The following is a 14,946-nucleotide window of genomic DNA, read 5'->3' as shown; positions in this document are numbered from 1 at the left end:
ACCAGGCTCCAGTGACCACCGGAGCCCCGGACTCGGTGACGTCCACCTCCTCCTCCCCCGTGGGCGAGATCTCCACCTCACCGCAACGGGTGATTGCAGAAAACCCGCAGCACGGCAATGGAATAAGCGAGGGACGGCCGGCGCCTTTCCCTCACAACCGAACATATCTCGCCCGGCAGGATGTCGTCACCCTCTACTGCGGCGTACCTCCATTCAGGTGAATTGGCCTAGCCATGACCTGCGGCAATGCAAGTTCTCAGTCAGTTCCGGTTCATTTCGAAAGATTCCGGCGAGGAGGCGACCACCGCCGCACAGATCCGGTCTTCGAGGCCGTTCCCAGCGGCCATTCCCTGCGGCTCAGGCGCCCGGTGCGACCGCGCCGCCGTCCGTATTGCTCTCCGTTCCCCCCTTGCTTCCCCCGCCACACGCGCATACACCTCCGTGTCCCCCGTCCGTGCATCCACGAGCGCCGTACGGACCGCACGCGCCGCCTCTCCCAGGGAGGCGCCCGTGGTCATCAGGTCGTCGACAAGAACGATCCGGCCGCCCGTGAGCAGCGCCGCGCCCGCGCCGGCCACCTCGAGGGCTCCCGCGAGATTGGCCAGCCGCTGCCGTGCGCCGAGTCCGGCCTGGTCGACCACGGCCCGCCGATGCCGCAGCACCGCCGCGACCCGGGCCGCCGTCCCGCTCCTGCGCAGTTCCGCCGCCGCCGCGAGCGCGATCCGCCGTGCGGGGTCATGGCCTCTCGCCCGCACGGCGCGTCGGGAGGAGGGCACGGGCACGAGCAGCACGGGCACCCGGCCGGCGGCGGTACGCGAGGACACCGCGCGGGCCGCGGCCACGGCTGCCCCGGTCCCGCCCGTGATCAACCCCGCCCGTACCGCCCCGGCCAAGGCCGTCCCGAGGGGGCGCGCCAGCATCAGTGCACCGCGCTCCTTATGTGCCAGGAGCGTGGCGCGTACGGCGCCCTGGTACGCGGCCGCCGCGTGCACCACCGGCAGTCCCGCCGGCTCCGGCGCAAGTCGCACCCGGCGCGGCGCCCTTCCGTGGAGCGCCGCGCGGCACTCCGGGCACAGCACCATGCGCGGCCTGCCGCAACCGCCGCAGTCTGCCGGCAGCACCAGGTCGGTGAGGTCCTGCCACCACGCCCGCATGTCCACCACTGTGCCAACGCCCGCGGCGGCGTGCCAGGCCTGTGGACAACCGCCTGTGGACAACGGGGGCACGGAGCCCGCACCCGGACACCTGTGCCCGGGGCGTGCCTGCCCGGCTCACCCCGGGTAGACGGGGGCCGTTCCCTCCTTGACCACCTTCTGCCACTGCGCCCCGGCCGACAGACGCACGATGCCGTCCTCGGAGTAGGCCACGAGCGGCAGCCGCTCGTCCTCGGACGCCGCGATCTGCTTGACGCCGGTGAGCGAGGTCGGCGCGGTGACCGTCGGTGTCGAGCCGTCGACCTGTACATACCGCAACTGCTGCACACCGCCGGACTCGCGCCCGACCACCACGAGCCGGCTGTCCCCGGCCCACGACATGGCCGAGACCTCTTCCAGCTGCGGAGTCACCGAGTGGAGTTCGAGGATCGACACGGAACGCCGTCCGTCACCCCCCTCGTCCCGCTCGACCCGTCCGATCTGCAGCGACGTCTTTCCGCCCTGTTCCACGATCAGTGCGATCCGCACGCCGTCCGCGGCCACCCGCACCGCGTTGATACGCCCGTCGAGGCCCGGCGTGCTCACCTCCACCGGTTCGCCCGCGCCCTGCTGCAGCATCACCAGACGGGCCCGCTTGGGGTCGCGATCGGCCACCCATAGGTCGCCCCCGCCGTCCCAGCTCGGCGTCGTCAGCCGGTCGCCCGGCAAAGCGCCCTGGCTGGTCAGTACCGGGTCACCGAGCGAGGAACCCGAGACCAGGGACCCCACGTACAGATTCCGCCCGTCGTCCGAGACCCCGGCCGCCCTCTCCTCGTCGAGCGAGATCGCGGCCGCCCGCAGCTTCTTGCCGCCTTCGCCCAGCGCGCCCGGTACCGGCTCGGGGTCCTTGGAGGTGCTCGACAGACTGACGAGCCGCTGCTTGCCGTCGAGGAAGTACTCGTCCGCCCCTCCGCCCGTGCTGTGCGAGGCGATGATCTCGGCGCGGTTCTCGTTCAGGTCGCACAGCTTCTTGCCGTTCGACCGCTGCAGCTCGACCTGGCTCACGCCGGTGGGCGTCAGGTCCCGGAGCGTGAACAGCAGCTGCGCCGCCATCCTGCTGCACTGCGTCGGCCCGACCCGGTCGGCCTTGCCGTTGAGCGGCACCGTCAGCCTGTTCTGGTCGTCCGGCGACAGCGAGGTGACGCCCTTCCCGAGCGCCGTGCCCGAGGGGAAGCTCGACGTCGCCACGGGATTCAGCCAGCGCGTCGGCCCGGCCAGCAGCGAGCGGACCATCGACGTCACCGGATCCACCTTGCCGCGCACATACACCGGGTCCGCCACGGTGCTCAGCTGTCCGGTGACCGCCGCGGGCACGTTCGAGGCGTAGTAGTACTTGTTGACCGACACGTAGTTGCGCTGGAAGTCGGACTTGCCCATCACCACGCCCTGCGGCAGCGAGTCGATGCGCCACTGCTTGGACTTCTTCTCCAGCGTGAGATGCACCGCCGTGCTGTACGCGCCCGAGTCCGGCGCGAACGCGTGCTGCGAGTCCACGACGGCGAGCCTGCTTCCGCCCAGCGTGTAGGCGTAGTCGTCCTGCGCCTCCCCGCTCCTGCTGTGCGCGCCCTCGAGGTTCGGCCCGTCGGACAGCACGGTGGTGGAGGCGTCCGGGTTCCAGCTGCGGCGCGCGCTGTCGGTCAGATATTCGCGGGCCGTCTCATACCTCGGGTCGTCGCTGGTCAGTGCCTCCAGGAAGCCCCGCACGATCTCCCCGGGCCCGGCGTTCTCGCGCGGCGGCACGGCGAAGACCCGCACCTGGGCGTCCTGCCGCGGCGTGGACTCGACCCCGCTCAGTCCGCCGCTGTCCGGCATGGACGCACACCCCGCCAGCAGCAGGGCACCGCAACCGGCGAACACCCCCATACGCAGCGCACGCCGCCGGCCGCCCCCCTCAGCGCCCACGAAACGCCTCCCCCTGTTTCCGCTCGTCCGGCCCGCCGCCGAGCGGAGGCTCCTGTGTCCTGTCGTCGTGGGGCCGCACGGGCCCGGCCGGACGCGGCACCACCCGCGCGCCGTTGCCGGGCAGTGCGGTCGGGTCGGCCGTGGGCATCACCGTGGCCGACCGCGAAGCGATCGGATCACGCGGCGGGGTCGACTCGCCGGTGGACTGCCTCGGTACCGTGGCGAGCTTGCCGTCCGAACCGCCGTGGGGCAGGCCGGCGTCGTTGAGCCCGCGGTTGCGCCGGGAGTCCATGGGCTCCAGCGGTATGGGCGAGCCGCGCAGGGGCTCGTCGGCGGTGCGCGGCAGCGTCAGCCGGAACTGCGAGCCCCCGCCGGGCTCGCCCCACGCCTGCAGCCAGCCGCCGTGCAGACGTGCGTCCTCCAGTGCGATGGACAGTCCAAGTCCCGTACCGCCGGTGGTCCTGGCCCGTGCCGGGTCCGCCCGCCAGAAGCGGCTGAAGACCCGGGTGGCCTCGCCGGGCTTGAGTCCCACGCCGTAGTCCCGCACCGCGATCGCGACCGCGCCGCCCGCCGTGGCGAGCTTGACGACGACGTCCTTGCCCTCGCCGTGCTCGACCGCGTTGACCACGAGGTTGCGCAGCACACGCTCCACGCGCCGGGCGTCGGCCTCGGCCACGACCGGCTGCTGGTCACCGACCACGCGGATCTGCGTGCCCTTGCGCTCCGCGAGCGGCTCGGCACCGCTCACCACCCGGCGCACGACGTCCCGCAGGTCGATCGCGTCCGCCTCCAGCGCCGCGGCGCCCGCGTCGAAGCGGCTGATCTCCAGCAGGTCGGCGAGCAGCGACTCGAACCGGTCCAGCTGGTCGGCGAGCAGTTCCGCCGAACGCGCGGTCACCGGGTCGAAGTCGACACGCGCCTCATGGATGACGTCGGCCGCCATCCGCACGGTCGTCAGCGGTGTACGCAGCTCGTGCGAGACGTCGGACACGAACCGCCGCTGCATCCGCGACAGGTCCTCCAGCTGCTGGATCTTCAGCTGCAGATTCTGCGCCATCTTGTTGAAGGCTTCACCCAGGCGGGCGATGTCGTCCTCGCCGGTGACCTTCATACGTTCCTGCAGACGGCCTGCGGACAGGCGTTCGGCGATGCCCGCGGCCATCCTTACGGGTGTGACGACCTGGCGCACCACGAGCCAGGCGATGGCCCCGAGGAGCACGACCACGAAGAGCCCGGCCGTCGCGAGCGTCCCCTTGACGAGGCTCAGGGACTTCTCCTCCTGCGTCAGCGGGAAGAGGTAGTACAGCTGGTACGGATCCCCGTTGGGGTCGTTGATCTGCTTGCCGATGATGAGTCCCGGCTGCGGATCGCGGTGGCTGTCCGTGTAGAAGATGCGGGTGTAGCTCTGGGCCACGCCCAGACCCGCGTCCAGACGCCTGCGCAGATCCTCCGGAACGCTCCGGCTCGGGTCCACACCGCCCGAGGCGCGCGGTCCGAGGCCGGGGTTGTCGTGGTCCGCGGCGGACGTGCTCAGCGTGACCACGTCGAAGGCGCCCTGGCCGCCGCTGGAGAGCGACTCGACGAGGTCGCCCATCCAGCCGCTGACGTTCTGGACGGGGTTGTCGGCGCCCGAGTTGTCGTCGCCGCCGCTCGCGCTGGCGGCGCTGTCGGCCCTCTGCCCGGCGACCGTGAAGCCGCCCGCGGCCTGGCTCTGCGACGCCTTCACCTTGGCGTCCAGCAGGCCGTTGCGGACCTGTCCGATGACGACGAATCCGAGCAGCAGCACCACGCCGAGCGACATGAGCAGCGTCGTGACGACGATCTTGAGCTGGATGTTGCGTCGCCACAGCCGCATCACGGGCAGCAGCGGACGGCGTACCCAGCGCATGAGGAGCCGGAGGACCGGGCTGCCCTGGACTCCGCCCTGGAGCAGCCCACCCTCGAAGAACCGTCCCCGGCCGACAGGCCGCCCCGGCAGGGCGCCCGCCCGACCGGGCGCCGAAGCGGCGCTGTCGCGGGACATGTCAGCTGGGCCCGGCCTTGTAACCGACACCACGAACGGTCACCACGATCTCCGGCCGCTCCGGGTCCTTCTCGACCTTCGAGCGCAGCCTCTGCACGTGAACATTGACAAGACGGGTGTCCGCCGCGTGGCGGTAGCCCCAGACCTGCTCCAGCAGGACCTCGCGGGTGAACACCTGCCACGGCTTGCGGGCCAGGGCCACCAGGAGGTCGAACTCCAGCGGTGTCAGCGCGATCGACTGCCCGTCCCGCTTCACGGAGTGACCGGCCACGTCGATGACGAGGTCACCGATGGCGAGCTGCTCGGGTGCGGGCTCCTCCGACCTGCGCAGCCGCGCGCGGATGCGGGCGACCAGTTCCTTCGGCTTGAACGGCTTCACGATGTAGTCGTCCGCGCCCGACTCGAGCCCCACCACCACATCGACGGTGTCGCTCTTGGCCGTGAGCATCACGATCGGCACACCGGACTCGGCCCTGATCAGGCGGCACACCTCGATGCCGTCCCGCCCGGGCAGCATCAGATCGAGCAGCACCAGGTCGGGCTTGGTCTCACGGAAGGCGGCCAGCGCCTTGTCGCCGTCGGCTACGAAAGACGGCTCAAAACCTTCACCTCGCAGCACGATGCCGAGCATCTCGGCCAGTGCTGTGTCGTCGTCGACGACAAGGACTCGTCCCTTCATAAACGACATCATCCCATTCTCATAACGGCGACCGGGGCGCTGGTGAACAAGGTCACTGGCCTGTGACGATAGTCGTACGCGACCATCACTGTCTGCCCTCGTTCGCCGACGCCGATGTCAGTGCCGGATGTCGGCCCTGTTTGCCCGGCGGTCCGGCACAGCGGCCGCCGTGCCGGACGGACCGCCTCACCGCTGTACCGAGGGCCCGCCCCTGCGGCCGCGTTTCCGCCACTGACGCACCCGCTCCACCACCGCCACGGCCGCCATCAAAGTTCCCACCGTCGCGGCGGAGTCGGCGAGATCTTCCGGTCCGCCGAGGACGTGGGCCACGCCCCACCCTGCGAGTGACAGCGTCGGCCAGACGACCAGCACGGTGATGGCAGGTCGACGTCGCGGCGGTGTGTTGTCGGCCATGAGCTGAGAGTACTGGCTGATCCGAGCGAGTACGCACGGTTGTGCGACTTCGCGGCTACGTACTGCCGCCGGTGGATCTCAGTCGCCCCTGCGCCGTATGTGCAGATGACCCTCGCGGGGAAACGAGGGCGGCGCCGCGGGCAGGACCCTGTCGAGGTTGTATCCGCTCTTGTGCGCCACACGGCACGAGGCCGGATTGTCCACCTGGTGCAGGAGTTCCAGACGCTCCAGCCCGTCGGCGCCCAGGGCGTCGAAGGCCCAGCCGGAAAGAGCCTCCAGAGCGCGCGGCGCGACCCCTCGCCCGCGGGCATGTGCAGCGGTCCAGTAGCCCACCTCGGCCGACGGCCGGCCGGCGACGGCCTCCTTCAGCACCACATGGCCCACCAACTGCTCGTCGTCCGGTCCGGACCGCGCCTCGAGGACCGCGAAACCGAACCGCTCCCCCGCCGACCAGCCCCGCTCCTGGCCCCGCACCCACCGCGCCGCATCGGCCTCGTTCTCCACGACCGAGCTGGTCCACTGGCGCAGTACGGGATCCCGGAACACTTCGACGAGGGCGGCGACGTCCTTCGCACACCAGGGACGAAGGGCGAGGGCCGCAGCGGACGGCGTGGCATCTGCATGCAGGACGACGGTGTCGTTCACCGGCAGATCGTATGCTCCGGCGTTCTGCTCCGTTGCCGACGATTCCCGGCCCACTACCGCTCCATTCGGACCCGCACGGCCTGGACCGACCAACCGAGCGCCGGTGCCAGGCTCTCCGGGGCAGGCCAGCCGTTGATCACTGCCAGCAGCTCGACGTACCGATCCCGGCGCGGGTCGCTCACGCTCTCCAGCCGGGCCAGCAGCAGTCGGCGCAGCTCGGCGTCGTCGGGGCGGCCGAGAACCTGTGCCTGGTGGGCCGCCAGTGCCGCGACGATCGGATCGGCCCGGCGGGAAGCAGGATCGATACCAGCCGCCAGAGCGGGGCCGACCCGGTCACGGACGACGGCGGCGAGGTCGCGACGCGGGGTAGCGGTGTCGCCCAGTGCCTGTTCGGCCGCGTGGTCCTCGGCCATCCGCCGCATGCCGGCGCGGAAATCCGGGTCCAGGATCAGTTCGGCCCACTCCACCCACGCCCGCACCTGCTCCGCATCGGGACTGTCGGGCATCTCGGGTGTCATCGAGCGTCTGACTCCCGCGAACGCGGCGCCGAGACCGCCGAAGGCGGCATCGAGGAATTCCCCGATCAGACGCCGGCGCTCGTCCTCGGAGAGCTGGGCCAGTTTGTGCATGAGATCCGCCTCCTCAGCAGTCAGCCCCCGCTCGGCCACCGCCGTCAGCAGCGCATGCCGCAGGCGCAGGACGCGGATCTGCACGGCCAGGGCTCCGGCGTGTGCCGCCGCGACCTCGGGAAGCGCGAGCTCCCGATTCACGACCCTGCGGATCGTGGGCAGGTCCAGCCCCAGGTCCCGCAGGGTCCGTACCAGGTCCAGGCGCGCGACGGCGTCGCCTTTGTACCGGCGGTAGCCGGCCGGGCTGCGGTCCGTGGGCGCCACGATTCCGCGATCGGAGTAGAACCGGATCGTCTTGACCGTCAGACCGGTCCGCCGGGCCAGTTCGCCGATCGAGTAGAGCGTGTCGCCGTCCATGCCCCCACCTTGGCGTCTCCCCTTACGGGAGACTCAAGCCCATCCGTCCGCCGGCGGCCGACCCCTGAGGGCCCGGACGCGCGAGCCCTTGCACTCAGAGCGGCTGACGTGAACCGTCACGCAGCGCGGCCAGTGCCTCCGAGGTCACGGGCGAGACGACACCCTCTTCGGTGACGATCGCCGTCACCAGCTCGGGAGGCGTCACGTCGAAGGCCGGGTTGTACGCCTGAGTCCCCAGAGGGGCCACCGGTATCCCGCCTCCCGCTTCCGCTCCCGCCATCGGCGCCCGCGGTGCGGCGACTTCCGTCACCTCGTGTGCGGCCCGCTGCTCGACCTCGATGGACGCCCCGTCCGGCGTGTCCGGATCCACGGTGGTCACGGGCGCCACCACGATGAACGGCACATGGTGATACCGGGCCAGCACCGCGAGCGGATAGCTCCCGACCTTGTTCGCCACCGAACCGTCGGCGGCGATCCGGTCCGCCCCGATCAGTACGGCGTCCACCTCCCCGGCCGCGAACAGCGAGCCCGCCGCGTTGTCCGTGAGCAAGGTGTAGGCCATCCCGTTGCGGGCCGCCTCGTACGCCGTCAGCCGAGCGCCTTGCAGCAACGGACGCGTCTCGTCCACCCAGAGCCTGCGCAGCCGGCCCGCGCGATGCGCCTCGAGCGCCACCGCGAACGCCGTGCCCTCCCCGCCGGACACCAGCGCTCCGGAGTTGCAGTGCGTGAGCACCCGGTGTCCGCCGCCCGGCAGCAGTTCGTCCAGCAGGGCCGTGCCGTGCCGCGCCATCCGGGCGCTGGCCTCGGCGTCCTCCCGGTGCAGCGCCCGGGCCGCGCCGAGCGCCGCTTCGGCGGCCCGCTCCCGGCCGCCGCCGTCGGCGAGCACCGCCCCGTACGCCTCCCGGGCCCTGCGCACGCCGACGGCCAGGTTCACCGCGGTGGGCCGCGCGCCGGCCAGCGCGGCGGCGGCCTCGTCCACGTCGAAGCCGCGTACTGCGGCCAGCGCGACCCCGTACGCCCCGGCGATCCCGAGCAGCGGCGCACCACGGACCGCGAGCGTGCGGATCGCCTCCACCAGGGCAGGCGCATCCGTGCACACGAGTTCGACCTCGTCCGTGGGCAGCCTTCTCTGGTCGAGAAGCACCAGCACGGGCCCCTCGGGCGGCTCGTCCCAGCGGATCACGGGTATTCCCGCCGACTGCTTGTCCTCGCCGAATTGCGCGTACTGATCAGCCATGCGGTCAGTCTGCCCCGTACCCGGCCGACAATTGAAGGTATACAGCGGGCTCTCCCCCCGGTCCCCTGACGAACGCAGCGTGGCACGATGGCTGCCTACTGGCCGCCGCGCCCCGCGGACGGGCACCGTGAAGGAGCGATGATGGAAGACACTCCGGGCTGGGCCTCGCCCGGATCCGCCCCCTCCGACGGGCAGCAGCCGGACGCCTCCGGCGCGCAGCCCCCAAGGCAGCCCTCGGACCAGGGCGGCGATCAGCCGCATGGCCCGAACTGGTCCAAGGAGCAGCCCCCGCCCGCCCAGTGGTCCGCTCCCCAGCCTCAGGGACAGCCCCAGGGGCCAGGCCAGGCGCCTCCGCCGCCGCCTCCCGGCCCGGGCTGGGGCGGCTACCCGCCCGCCGCTCCCGGCGGCTACGGAGGCCAGGGCGCCGGATACGGCGGCTGGGGCGGTCCCCAGCAGGGCTACGGCGGCGGCCACGGGGCCTGGGGAGGCAACTGGGGTCCGCCCCCCGCCGCCAAGCCCGGAGTGATACCGCTGCGCCCGCTCGGCGTCGGCGAGATCCTCGACGGCGCCGTCTCGACCATGCGCACCCACTGGCGCACTGTGCTCGGCATTTCGCTGGCCGTCGCCGTGCTCACGGAGACGCTGGTCATCCTGCTGCAGAAACTCGTCCTGAACGACAGCGCCACCGCGGACACCCTCAACGACCCCAACGCCTCCTTCAGCGAGGTGAGCCGCACTCTGGGCGGCGTGCTGGTGAGCTCCGCCGTCGTCTCGATCATCGCCCTGCTCGGGACGATCATCGCCACGGCCCTGCTCACCACCGTCACCAGCCGAGCCGTCCTCGGCAGGGCGGTGACCACCGCGGAGGCCTGGCGGGACGCCCGCCCGCAGTTGCTGCGGCTGCTGGGCCTCACACTGCTGCTGCCGCTCATCGCCTTCGGCATCATCGCCGTGGGCACACTGCCGGGCATCATCGTCGCGGTGACCGCGTCGGTGCCCGTGGGCGTCGCGCTGGCCGTCGTCGGCGGAGTCGCCGGCGGTGTCGTCGCCCTGTGGCTCGTCATGCGCTTCTCGCTCGCCTCGCCCGCGCTGATGCTGGAGAAACAGAGCATCCGCAAGTCGATGAGCCGCTCCGCGAAGCTGGTGCGCGGCTCCTGGTGGCGGGTCACCGGCATACAGGTGCTCGCCCAGATCATCGCGAGCATCGTGTCGTCGCTCGTCGTGGTCCCCTTCGCCGTCCTCGCCGGAGCACTCGGCGGCAGCGGCTTCGGCGGCTTCCTCGACGGCACCGAGACCGGCATCGGCTGGACGTTCCTCATCGTCAGCGGGATCGGCTCGGTGATCGGACGTACGCTCTCCTTCCCGATCACCGCGGGCGTGACCGTGCTGCTCTACATCGACCAGCGCATCCGGCGCGAGGCCCTCGACCTCGACCTGGCCCGTGCGGCCGGCGTCCCGGAGCCCGGCTCCGCGGCCCCCGGCACCACCCCCGGGAGCTGATGCGGTGAGCCTGACGGGGGGAGTGCTCGAAGTCGTGCCGGTGCTGTGGCACTCGGGCGACGAGCCACCGGTGACGATCCCGCGCGATCCGGCGCGGGAGGCGGCCCGGCGTGAGCTGGCCAAGCGGATGTACCACGAGAACGACCCGGGGCTGCTGCAGCGTGCTCTGAACGCCTTCTGGGACTGGGTCGAGCGGCTCTTCACCGCCGCCTCGACCGCGACGCCCGGTGGAGCGCTGGGGCTGGTCGTCATCGTCCTGGCGGTGCTGGCGGTTCTCGGGGCCCTGTGGTGGCGGCTGGGCACCCCCCAGCGCACACCCACGGCCTCAGCGACGCTCTTCGACGACCGCCCCCGCAGTGCCGCCGAACATCGCGCGGCCGCCGAGGCACATGCCGCCCAGGGCCACTGGAGCCAGGCCGTCCAGGAACGCATGCGCGCCGTCGTGCGCTCCCTGGAGGAACGCGCCCTGCTCGACGTCCGGCCCGGCCGCACCGCCGACGAAGCCGCCTCCGAGGCCGGCCGCGCCCTGCCCGGCCATGCGGACCGACTGCGCGCCGCGGCCCGCGACTTCGACGACGTCACATACGGCGGACGGTCCGCCGGCGAAGGAACGTACCGCCGGCTCGCGGACCTCGACGCCGATCTCGAGCGCACCCGGCCCGCGCCGGCCGCCACGGCCCTCGACGCCCGCCAGGGAGCCGCCGGATGACCATCGAGGCCCCACCCGCGTCCACCTCGGCCTCGCCCACCACCCGTCAGGTGTGGACCCGGGCGCGCGGTGTCCTGCTCGCCGTCGTGCTGCTCCTGGTCGGCGCGGTCGTGATCGCCGTCGTCCGCTCCGACGCCCATCACGGCCGTCTGGACCCGCGGTCCGCCGACCCGTACGGCAGCCGGGCCGTCGCCGCCCTGCTCGCCGACCGGGGTGTGTCCACCCGCGTCGTCACCACCCTCGCCGAGGCGCGTGATACGGCCGGCTCCGACACCACGCTCCTGATCGCAGTGCCCGATCAGTTGACGAGCCGTCAACAGCGACTGGTGCACGAGGCGATGGAGGGCTCCGGCGGCCGCACGGTCCTCGTCACCCCCACGGCCTCGGTCCGCACGCTCGCCCCCGGGATCTCGCCCGACCCCGCCGTCGCCTTCGCCTCGACGCTGGAACCGGACTGCGCACTGCCCGCGGCCCGGCGAGCGGGCACGGCCGACACGGGCGGAGTCCGCTACGTGGCGAACGCGGCCGGCGCCGACATCTGCTACCCCAGCGACGGGCTGCCCACCCTGGTGCGCCTCCCGGCCGCCTCGGGGGGCGGCGACACCGTCGTCCTCGGATCGCCGGACATCCTCTACAACAACCGTCTCGACGAGGAGGGCAACGCTTCGCTCGCCCTCCAACTGCTCGGTTCCCGCCCGCATGTGGTCTGGTACCTCCCCTCGTTCTCCGACCCCTCGGCCACGGATTCCGGCCGTAAGAGCTTCTTCGACCTGCTGCCCTCGGGATGGCTCTGGGGCACGCTGCAGCTCTTTGTCGCCGCGGCACTCGCAGCGCTCTGGCGGGCACGCCGACTCGGCCCGCTGGTCCCCGAAAAACTCCCCGTGGCGATCCGCGCCTCCGAAGCCGTCGAAGGCCGCGCCCGCCTCTACCGCAAGGCCAATGCCCGCGACCGCGCGGCCACCGCCCTGCGCTCCGCAACCCGCGCCCGCCTCGCCCCTCTTGTGGGCGTCCCGCTCGCCCAGGCACACACGCCCGAGGTCCTGCTCCCCGCGCTGTCCGCTCACCTCCACGGCGACGGACCGTCCTTGCACTCCCTGCTCTTCGGCCCGCCGCCCGGCGACGACGCGGCCCTGATCTCCCTCGCCGACCAACTTGACGCCCTCGAAAGTGAGGTACGCCGTCCATGATGGACCCGACCACTGACAACGCCGGGTACACCGGGGACGCGGGCACGGCCCGCGCCTCGCTGGAGGCCCTGCGCGCCGAGATCGCCAAAGCCGTGGTCGGCCAGGACCCCGCCGTGACCGGTCTCGTCGTCGCACTCCTGTGCCGTGGCCACGTCCTTCTCGAAGGAGTGCCCGGAGTCGCCAAGACGCTGCTCGTCCGGGCCCTCGCGTCCGCCCTCGAAATCGAGACCAAGCGCGTCCAGTTCACGCCCGACCTGATGCCGAGCGACATCACGGGCTCCCTCGTCTACGACGCCAGGACCGCCGAGTTCTCGTTCCAACCGGGCCCGGTCTTCACCAACCTGCTGCTCGCCGACGAGATCAACCGCACGCCGCCGAAGACCCAGTCGTCCCTCCTCGAAGCGATGGAGGAGCGCCAGGTCACGGTCGACGGCACCCCGCGCCCCCTCCCGGAGCCGTTCCTGGTGGCGGCGACGCAGAACCCGGTCGAGTACGAGGGCACGTATCCGCTGCCGGAAGCCCAGCTGGACCGCTTCCTGCTCAAGCTGACCGTGCCGCTGCCGTCCCGGCAGGACGAGATCGACGTCATCACCCGGCACGCCGCGGGCTTCAACCCCCGTGATCTGCGCGCCGCCGGCGTACGCCCGGTGGCGGGTCCAGCCGATCTCGAGGCCGCACGCGCCGCCGTCGCGAAGACGACGGTCTCCCCTGAGATCGCCGCCTACGTCGTGGACATCTGCCGCGCCACCCGCGAGTCCCCGTCCCTCACCCTCGGGGTGTCGCCCCGAGGCGCGACGGCACTGCTGTCCACCGCACGCGCCTGGGCCTGGCTGACGGGCCGTGACTACGTCACCCCCGACGACGTGAAGGCGCTGGCCCTCCCGACACTCCGTCACCGCATCCAGCTGCGCCCCGAGGCAGAGATGGAGGGCGTGACCGCCGACTCCGTCATCAACGCGATCCTCAACCACGTCCCCGTGCCCCGCTGATGGCGCTCACCGGACGCGCCGCCCTGCTTGCGGCACTCGGCACCCTCCCGGTAGGCATCTGGGAACCGGGCTGGACGGGCATCCTCGCCGTCAACGGCCCGCTCGCACTGGCGTGCGCCTGCGACTTCGCGCTGGCCGCACCCGTGCGCCGGCTCGGTCTGACCCGCTCCGGCGACACCTCGGTACGCCTGGGCGAATCCGTCGACGTGACGCTCACCGTCACCAACCCCTCGGGGCGCCCGCTGCGGGCCCGAGTGCGGGACGCCTGGCCGCCGAGCAGTTGGGAACCGGGGACCGAGAAGGCCGCATCCCGCCACGGTCTGACGGTCCCTCCGGGGGAGCGCCGTCGCCTCACGACCCGTCTGCGGCCCACCCGCCGGGGCGACCGGCAGGCGGACCGTGTCACGATCCGCTCCTACGGTCCGCTCGGCCTCTTCGCCCGCCAGGGCACCCACAAAGTCCCCTGGACGGTCCGGGTCCTGCCGCCCTTCACCAGCCGCAAACACCTTCCTTCCAAGCTGGCCCGCCTCCGCGAACTGGACGGCCGCACGAGTGTGTTGACCCGCGGCGAGGGCACCGAGTTCGACAGTCTGCGCGACTACGTTCCCGGGGACGACACCCGCTCCATCGACTGGCGCGCGACAGCGCGCCAGTCGACCGTCGCGGTACGCACCTGGCGCCCGGAACGGGACCGCCACATCCTGCTCGTCCTGGACACCGGCCGCACCTCGGCCGGACGGGTCGGTGACGCCCCGCGCCTGGACGCCGCCATGGACGCGGCACTGCTGCTGGCCGCCCTGGCCTCCCGTGCCGGCGACCGCGTGGACCTGCTCGCCTACGACCGCCGGGTACGGGCCCTGGTACAGGGCCGGGCCGCGCGCGAAGTCCTGCCGTCCCTGGTCAACGCCATGTCGACGCTGGAGCCGGAACTCGTGGAGACGGACGCACGAGGTCTGGCGGCCACCGCTCTCCGCAGCGCGCCACGCAGCTCTCTGATCGTCCTCCTGACCACGCTCGACGCGGCACCCGTCGAGGAGGGACTCCTCCCCGTGCTGTCCCAACTCACCCAGCGCCACTCGGTACTGCTCGCTTCGGTGGCCGATCCGCACATCGCCGGCATGGCGACGGCTCGGGGTGACACGGACGCGGTGTACGAGGCGGCCGCAGCGGCCCAGGCCCAGACGGAACGCACACGGACGGCCGAACAGCTTCGCCGCCGGGGGGTCACCGTCGTGGACGCGACTCCCTCGGAACTGGCGCCGGCACTCGCCGACGCCTATCTCGCGCTCAAGGCCGCGGGTCGTCTCTGAATTCGTATCAAGGATTTCGCATCAAGGGCGGAAGGGGAGTCCGGACTCCCCTGAAACCCGACGCCAAAAGGGCCCGGAAATGCGGAAAACCCCGTACCAACGGTACGGGGTTTCCCTCACAATTTGTTCGGCGGTGTCCTACTCTCCCACAGGGTCCCCCCTGCAGTACCAT

13 protein-coding genes are annotated in these 14,946 nt (G+C 72.0%); 5 read left to right on the top strand and 8 right to left on the bottom strand.

All coding sequences use genetic code 11. The annotated features are described in order from the left end of the window. Positions 1 to 260 precede the first annotated feature (260 nt). From ADL25_RS12505 to mtnA, 8 genes are all read right to left on the bottom strand, one after another. The gene (locus tag ADL25_RS12505) at positions 261 to 1,154 is read right to left on the bottom strand and encodes a ComF family protein (protein WP_059127766.1); all 894 of its coding nucleotides are present in this window, start codon (positions 1,152 to 1,154) and stop codon (positions 261 to 263) included. Between the two features lie 117 nt (positions 1,155 to 1,271). Then, positions 1,272 to 3,095 (bottom strand): LpqB family beta-propeller domain-containing protein, encoded by a 1,824-nt coding sequence (locus ADL25_RS12500; protein ID WP_107116585.1) that lies wholly within the window; start codon positions 3,093 to 3,095, stop codon positions 1,272 to 1,274. After that, on the bottom strand, positions 3,085 to 5,118 hold the full coding sequence (mtrB, locus tag ADL25_RS12495; RefSeq protein ID WP_059127764.1) for an MtrAB system histidine kinase MtrB: 2,034 nt from the start codon (positions 5,116 to 5,118) through the stop codon (positions 3,085 to 3,087). Before mtrB ends, ADL25_RS12500 begins: the two co-directional genes overlap by 11 nt. Position 5,119: 1 nt before the next feature. After that, positions 5,120 to 5,809 (bottom strand): two-component system response regulator MtrA, encoded by a 690-nt coding sequence (gene mtrA, locus ADL25_RS12490; protein ID WP_015659998.1) that lies wholly within the window; start codon positions 5,807 to 5,809, stop codon positions 5,120 to 5,122. A 174-nt stretch (positions 5,810 to 5,983) separates the two neighbouring features. Next, positions 5,984 to 6,211: a hypothetical protein gene (locus tag ADL25_RS48935; protein ID WP_147317922.1), complete on the bottom strand. Its 228-nt coding sequence runs from the start codon at positions 6,209 to 6,211 to the stop codon at positions 5,984 to 5,986. Between the two features lie 78 nt (positions 6,212 to 6,289). Beyond that, positions 6,290 to 6,856, bottom strand: a complete 567-nt coding sequence (locus tag ADL25_RS12485) for a GNAT family N-acetyltransferase (RefSeq protein WP_079050318.1) — start codon at positions 6,854 to 6,856, stop codon at positions 6,290 to 6,292. A 53-nt stretch (positions 6,857 to 6,909) separates the two neighbouring features. After that, the gene (locus ADL25_RS12480) at positions 6,910 to 7,842 is read right to left on the bottom strand and encodes a MerR family transcriptional regulator (protein ID WP_059127763.1); all 933 of its coding nucleotides are present in this window, start codon (positions 7,840 to 7,842) and stop codon (positions 6,910 to 6,912) included. Between the two features lie 94 nt (positions 7,843 to 7,936). Then, positions 7,937 to 9,079 (bottom strand): S-methyl-5-thioribose-1-phosphate isomerase, encoded by a 1,143-nt coding sequence (gene mtnA, locus ADL25_RS12475; protein ID WP_059127762.1) that lies wholly within the window; start codon positions 9,077 to 9,079, stop codon positions 7,937 to 7,939. Between the two features lie 141 nt (positions 9,080 to 9,220). Between mtnA and ADL25_RS12470 the strand changes: the two genes are divergently transcribed. From ADL25_RS12470 to ADL25_RS12450, 5 genes are read left to right on the top strand one after another with little or no spacing between them, the layout of a single operon-like run. Then, on the top strand, positions 9,221 to 10,579 hold the full coding sequence (locus ADL25_RS12470; RefSeq protein WP_059127761.1) for a glycerophosphoryl diester phosphodiesterase membrane domain-containing protein: 1,359 nt from the start codon (positions 9,221 to 9,223) through the stop codon (positions 10,577 to 10,579). Between the two features lie 4 nt (positions 10,580 to 10,583). Then, positions 10,584 to 11,288, top strand: coding sequence for a DUF4129 domain-containing protein (locus tag ADL25_RS12465; RefSeq protein ID WP_059127760.1), 705 nt, complete (start codon positions 10,584 to 10,586; stop codon positions 11,286 to 11,288). Further along, positions 11,285 to 12,475: a DUF4350 domain-containing protein gene (locus ADL25_RS12460; RefSeq protein WP_059127759.1), complete on the top strand. Its 1,191-nt coding sequence runs from the start codon at positions 11,285 to 11,287 to the stop codon at positions 12,473 to 12,475. The genes ADL25_RS12465 and ADL25_RS12460 overlap by 4 nt, the downstream gene beginning before the upstream one ends. Then, positions 12,475 to 13,464, top strand: coding sequence for an AAA family ATPase (locus tag ADL25_RS12455; protein ID WP_107116584.1), 990 nt, complete (start codon positions 12,475 to 12,477; stop codon positions 13,462 to 13,464). The genes ADL25_RS12460 and ADL25_RS12455 overlap by 1 nt, the downstream gene beginning before the upstream one ends. Beyond that, entirely contained in the window at positions 13,464 to 14,774 is a 1,311-nt protein-coding gene (locus tag ADL25_RS12450; RefSeq protein ID WP_059127757.1) for a DUF58 domain-containing protein, read from the top strand. The genes ADL25_RS12455 and ADL25_RS12450 overlap by 1 nt, the downstream gene beginning before the upstream one ends. The last annotated feature ends 172 nt before the right edge of the window (positions 14,775 to 14,946 follow it).

This window comes from Streptomyces sp. NRRL F-5122 (assembly GCF_001507435.1).
GTDB lineage: Bacteria > Actinomycetota > Actinomycetes > Streptomycetales > Streptomycetaceae > Streptomyces > Streptomyces lannensis.
This window is presented reverse-complemented; position numbering and strand designations above follow the sequence as displayed.

Excerpts from the sequence above, each read along its gene's own strand:
- ADL25_RS12505 (WP_059127766.1), bottom strand. The coding sequence starts at position 1,154 with ATGCGGGCGTGGTGGCAGGACCTCACCGACCTGGTGCTGCCGGCAGAC.
- mtrB (WP_059127764.1), bottom strand. The coding sequence starts at position 5,118 with ATGTCCCGCGACAGCGCCGCTTCGGCGCCCGGTCGGGCGGGCGCCCTG.
- mtrA (WP_015659998.1), bottom strand. The coding sequence starts at position 5,809 with ATGATGTCGTTTATGAAGGGACGAGTCCTTGTCGTCGACGACGACACA.
- ADL25_RS48935 (WP_147317922.1), bottom strand. The coding sequence starts at position 6,211 with ATGGCCGACAACACACCGCCGCGACGTCGACCTGCCATCACCGTGCTG.
- ADL25_RS12480 (WP_059127763.1), bottom strand. The coding sequence starts at position 7,842 with ATGGACGGCGACACGCTCTACTCGATCGGCGAACTGGCCCGGCGGACC.
- mtnA (WP_059127762.1), bottom strand. The coding sequence starts at position 9,079 with ATGGCTGATCAGTACGCGCAATTCGGCGAGGACAAGCAGTCGGCGGGA.
- ADL25_RS12470 (WP_059127761.1), top strand. The coding sequence starts at position 9,221 with ATGGAAGACACTCCGGGCTGGGCCTCGCCCGGATCCGCCCCCTCCGAC.
- ADL25_RS12460 (WP_059127759.1), top strand. The coding sequence starts at position 11,285 with ATGACCATCGAGGCCCCACCCGCGTCCACCTCGGCCTCGCCCACCACC.
- ADL25_RS12455 (WP_107116584.1), top strand. The coding sequence starts at position 12,475 with ATGGACCCGACCACTGACAACGCCGGGTACACCGGGGACGCGGGCACG.
- ADL25_RS12450 (WP_059127757.1), top strand. The coding sequence starts at position 13,464 with ATGGCGCTCACCGGACGCGCCGCCCTGCTTGCGGCACTCGGCACCCTC.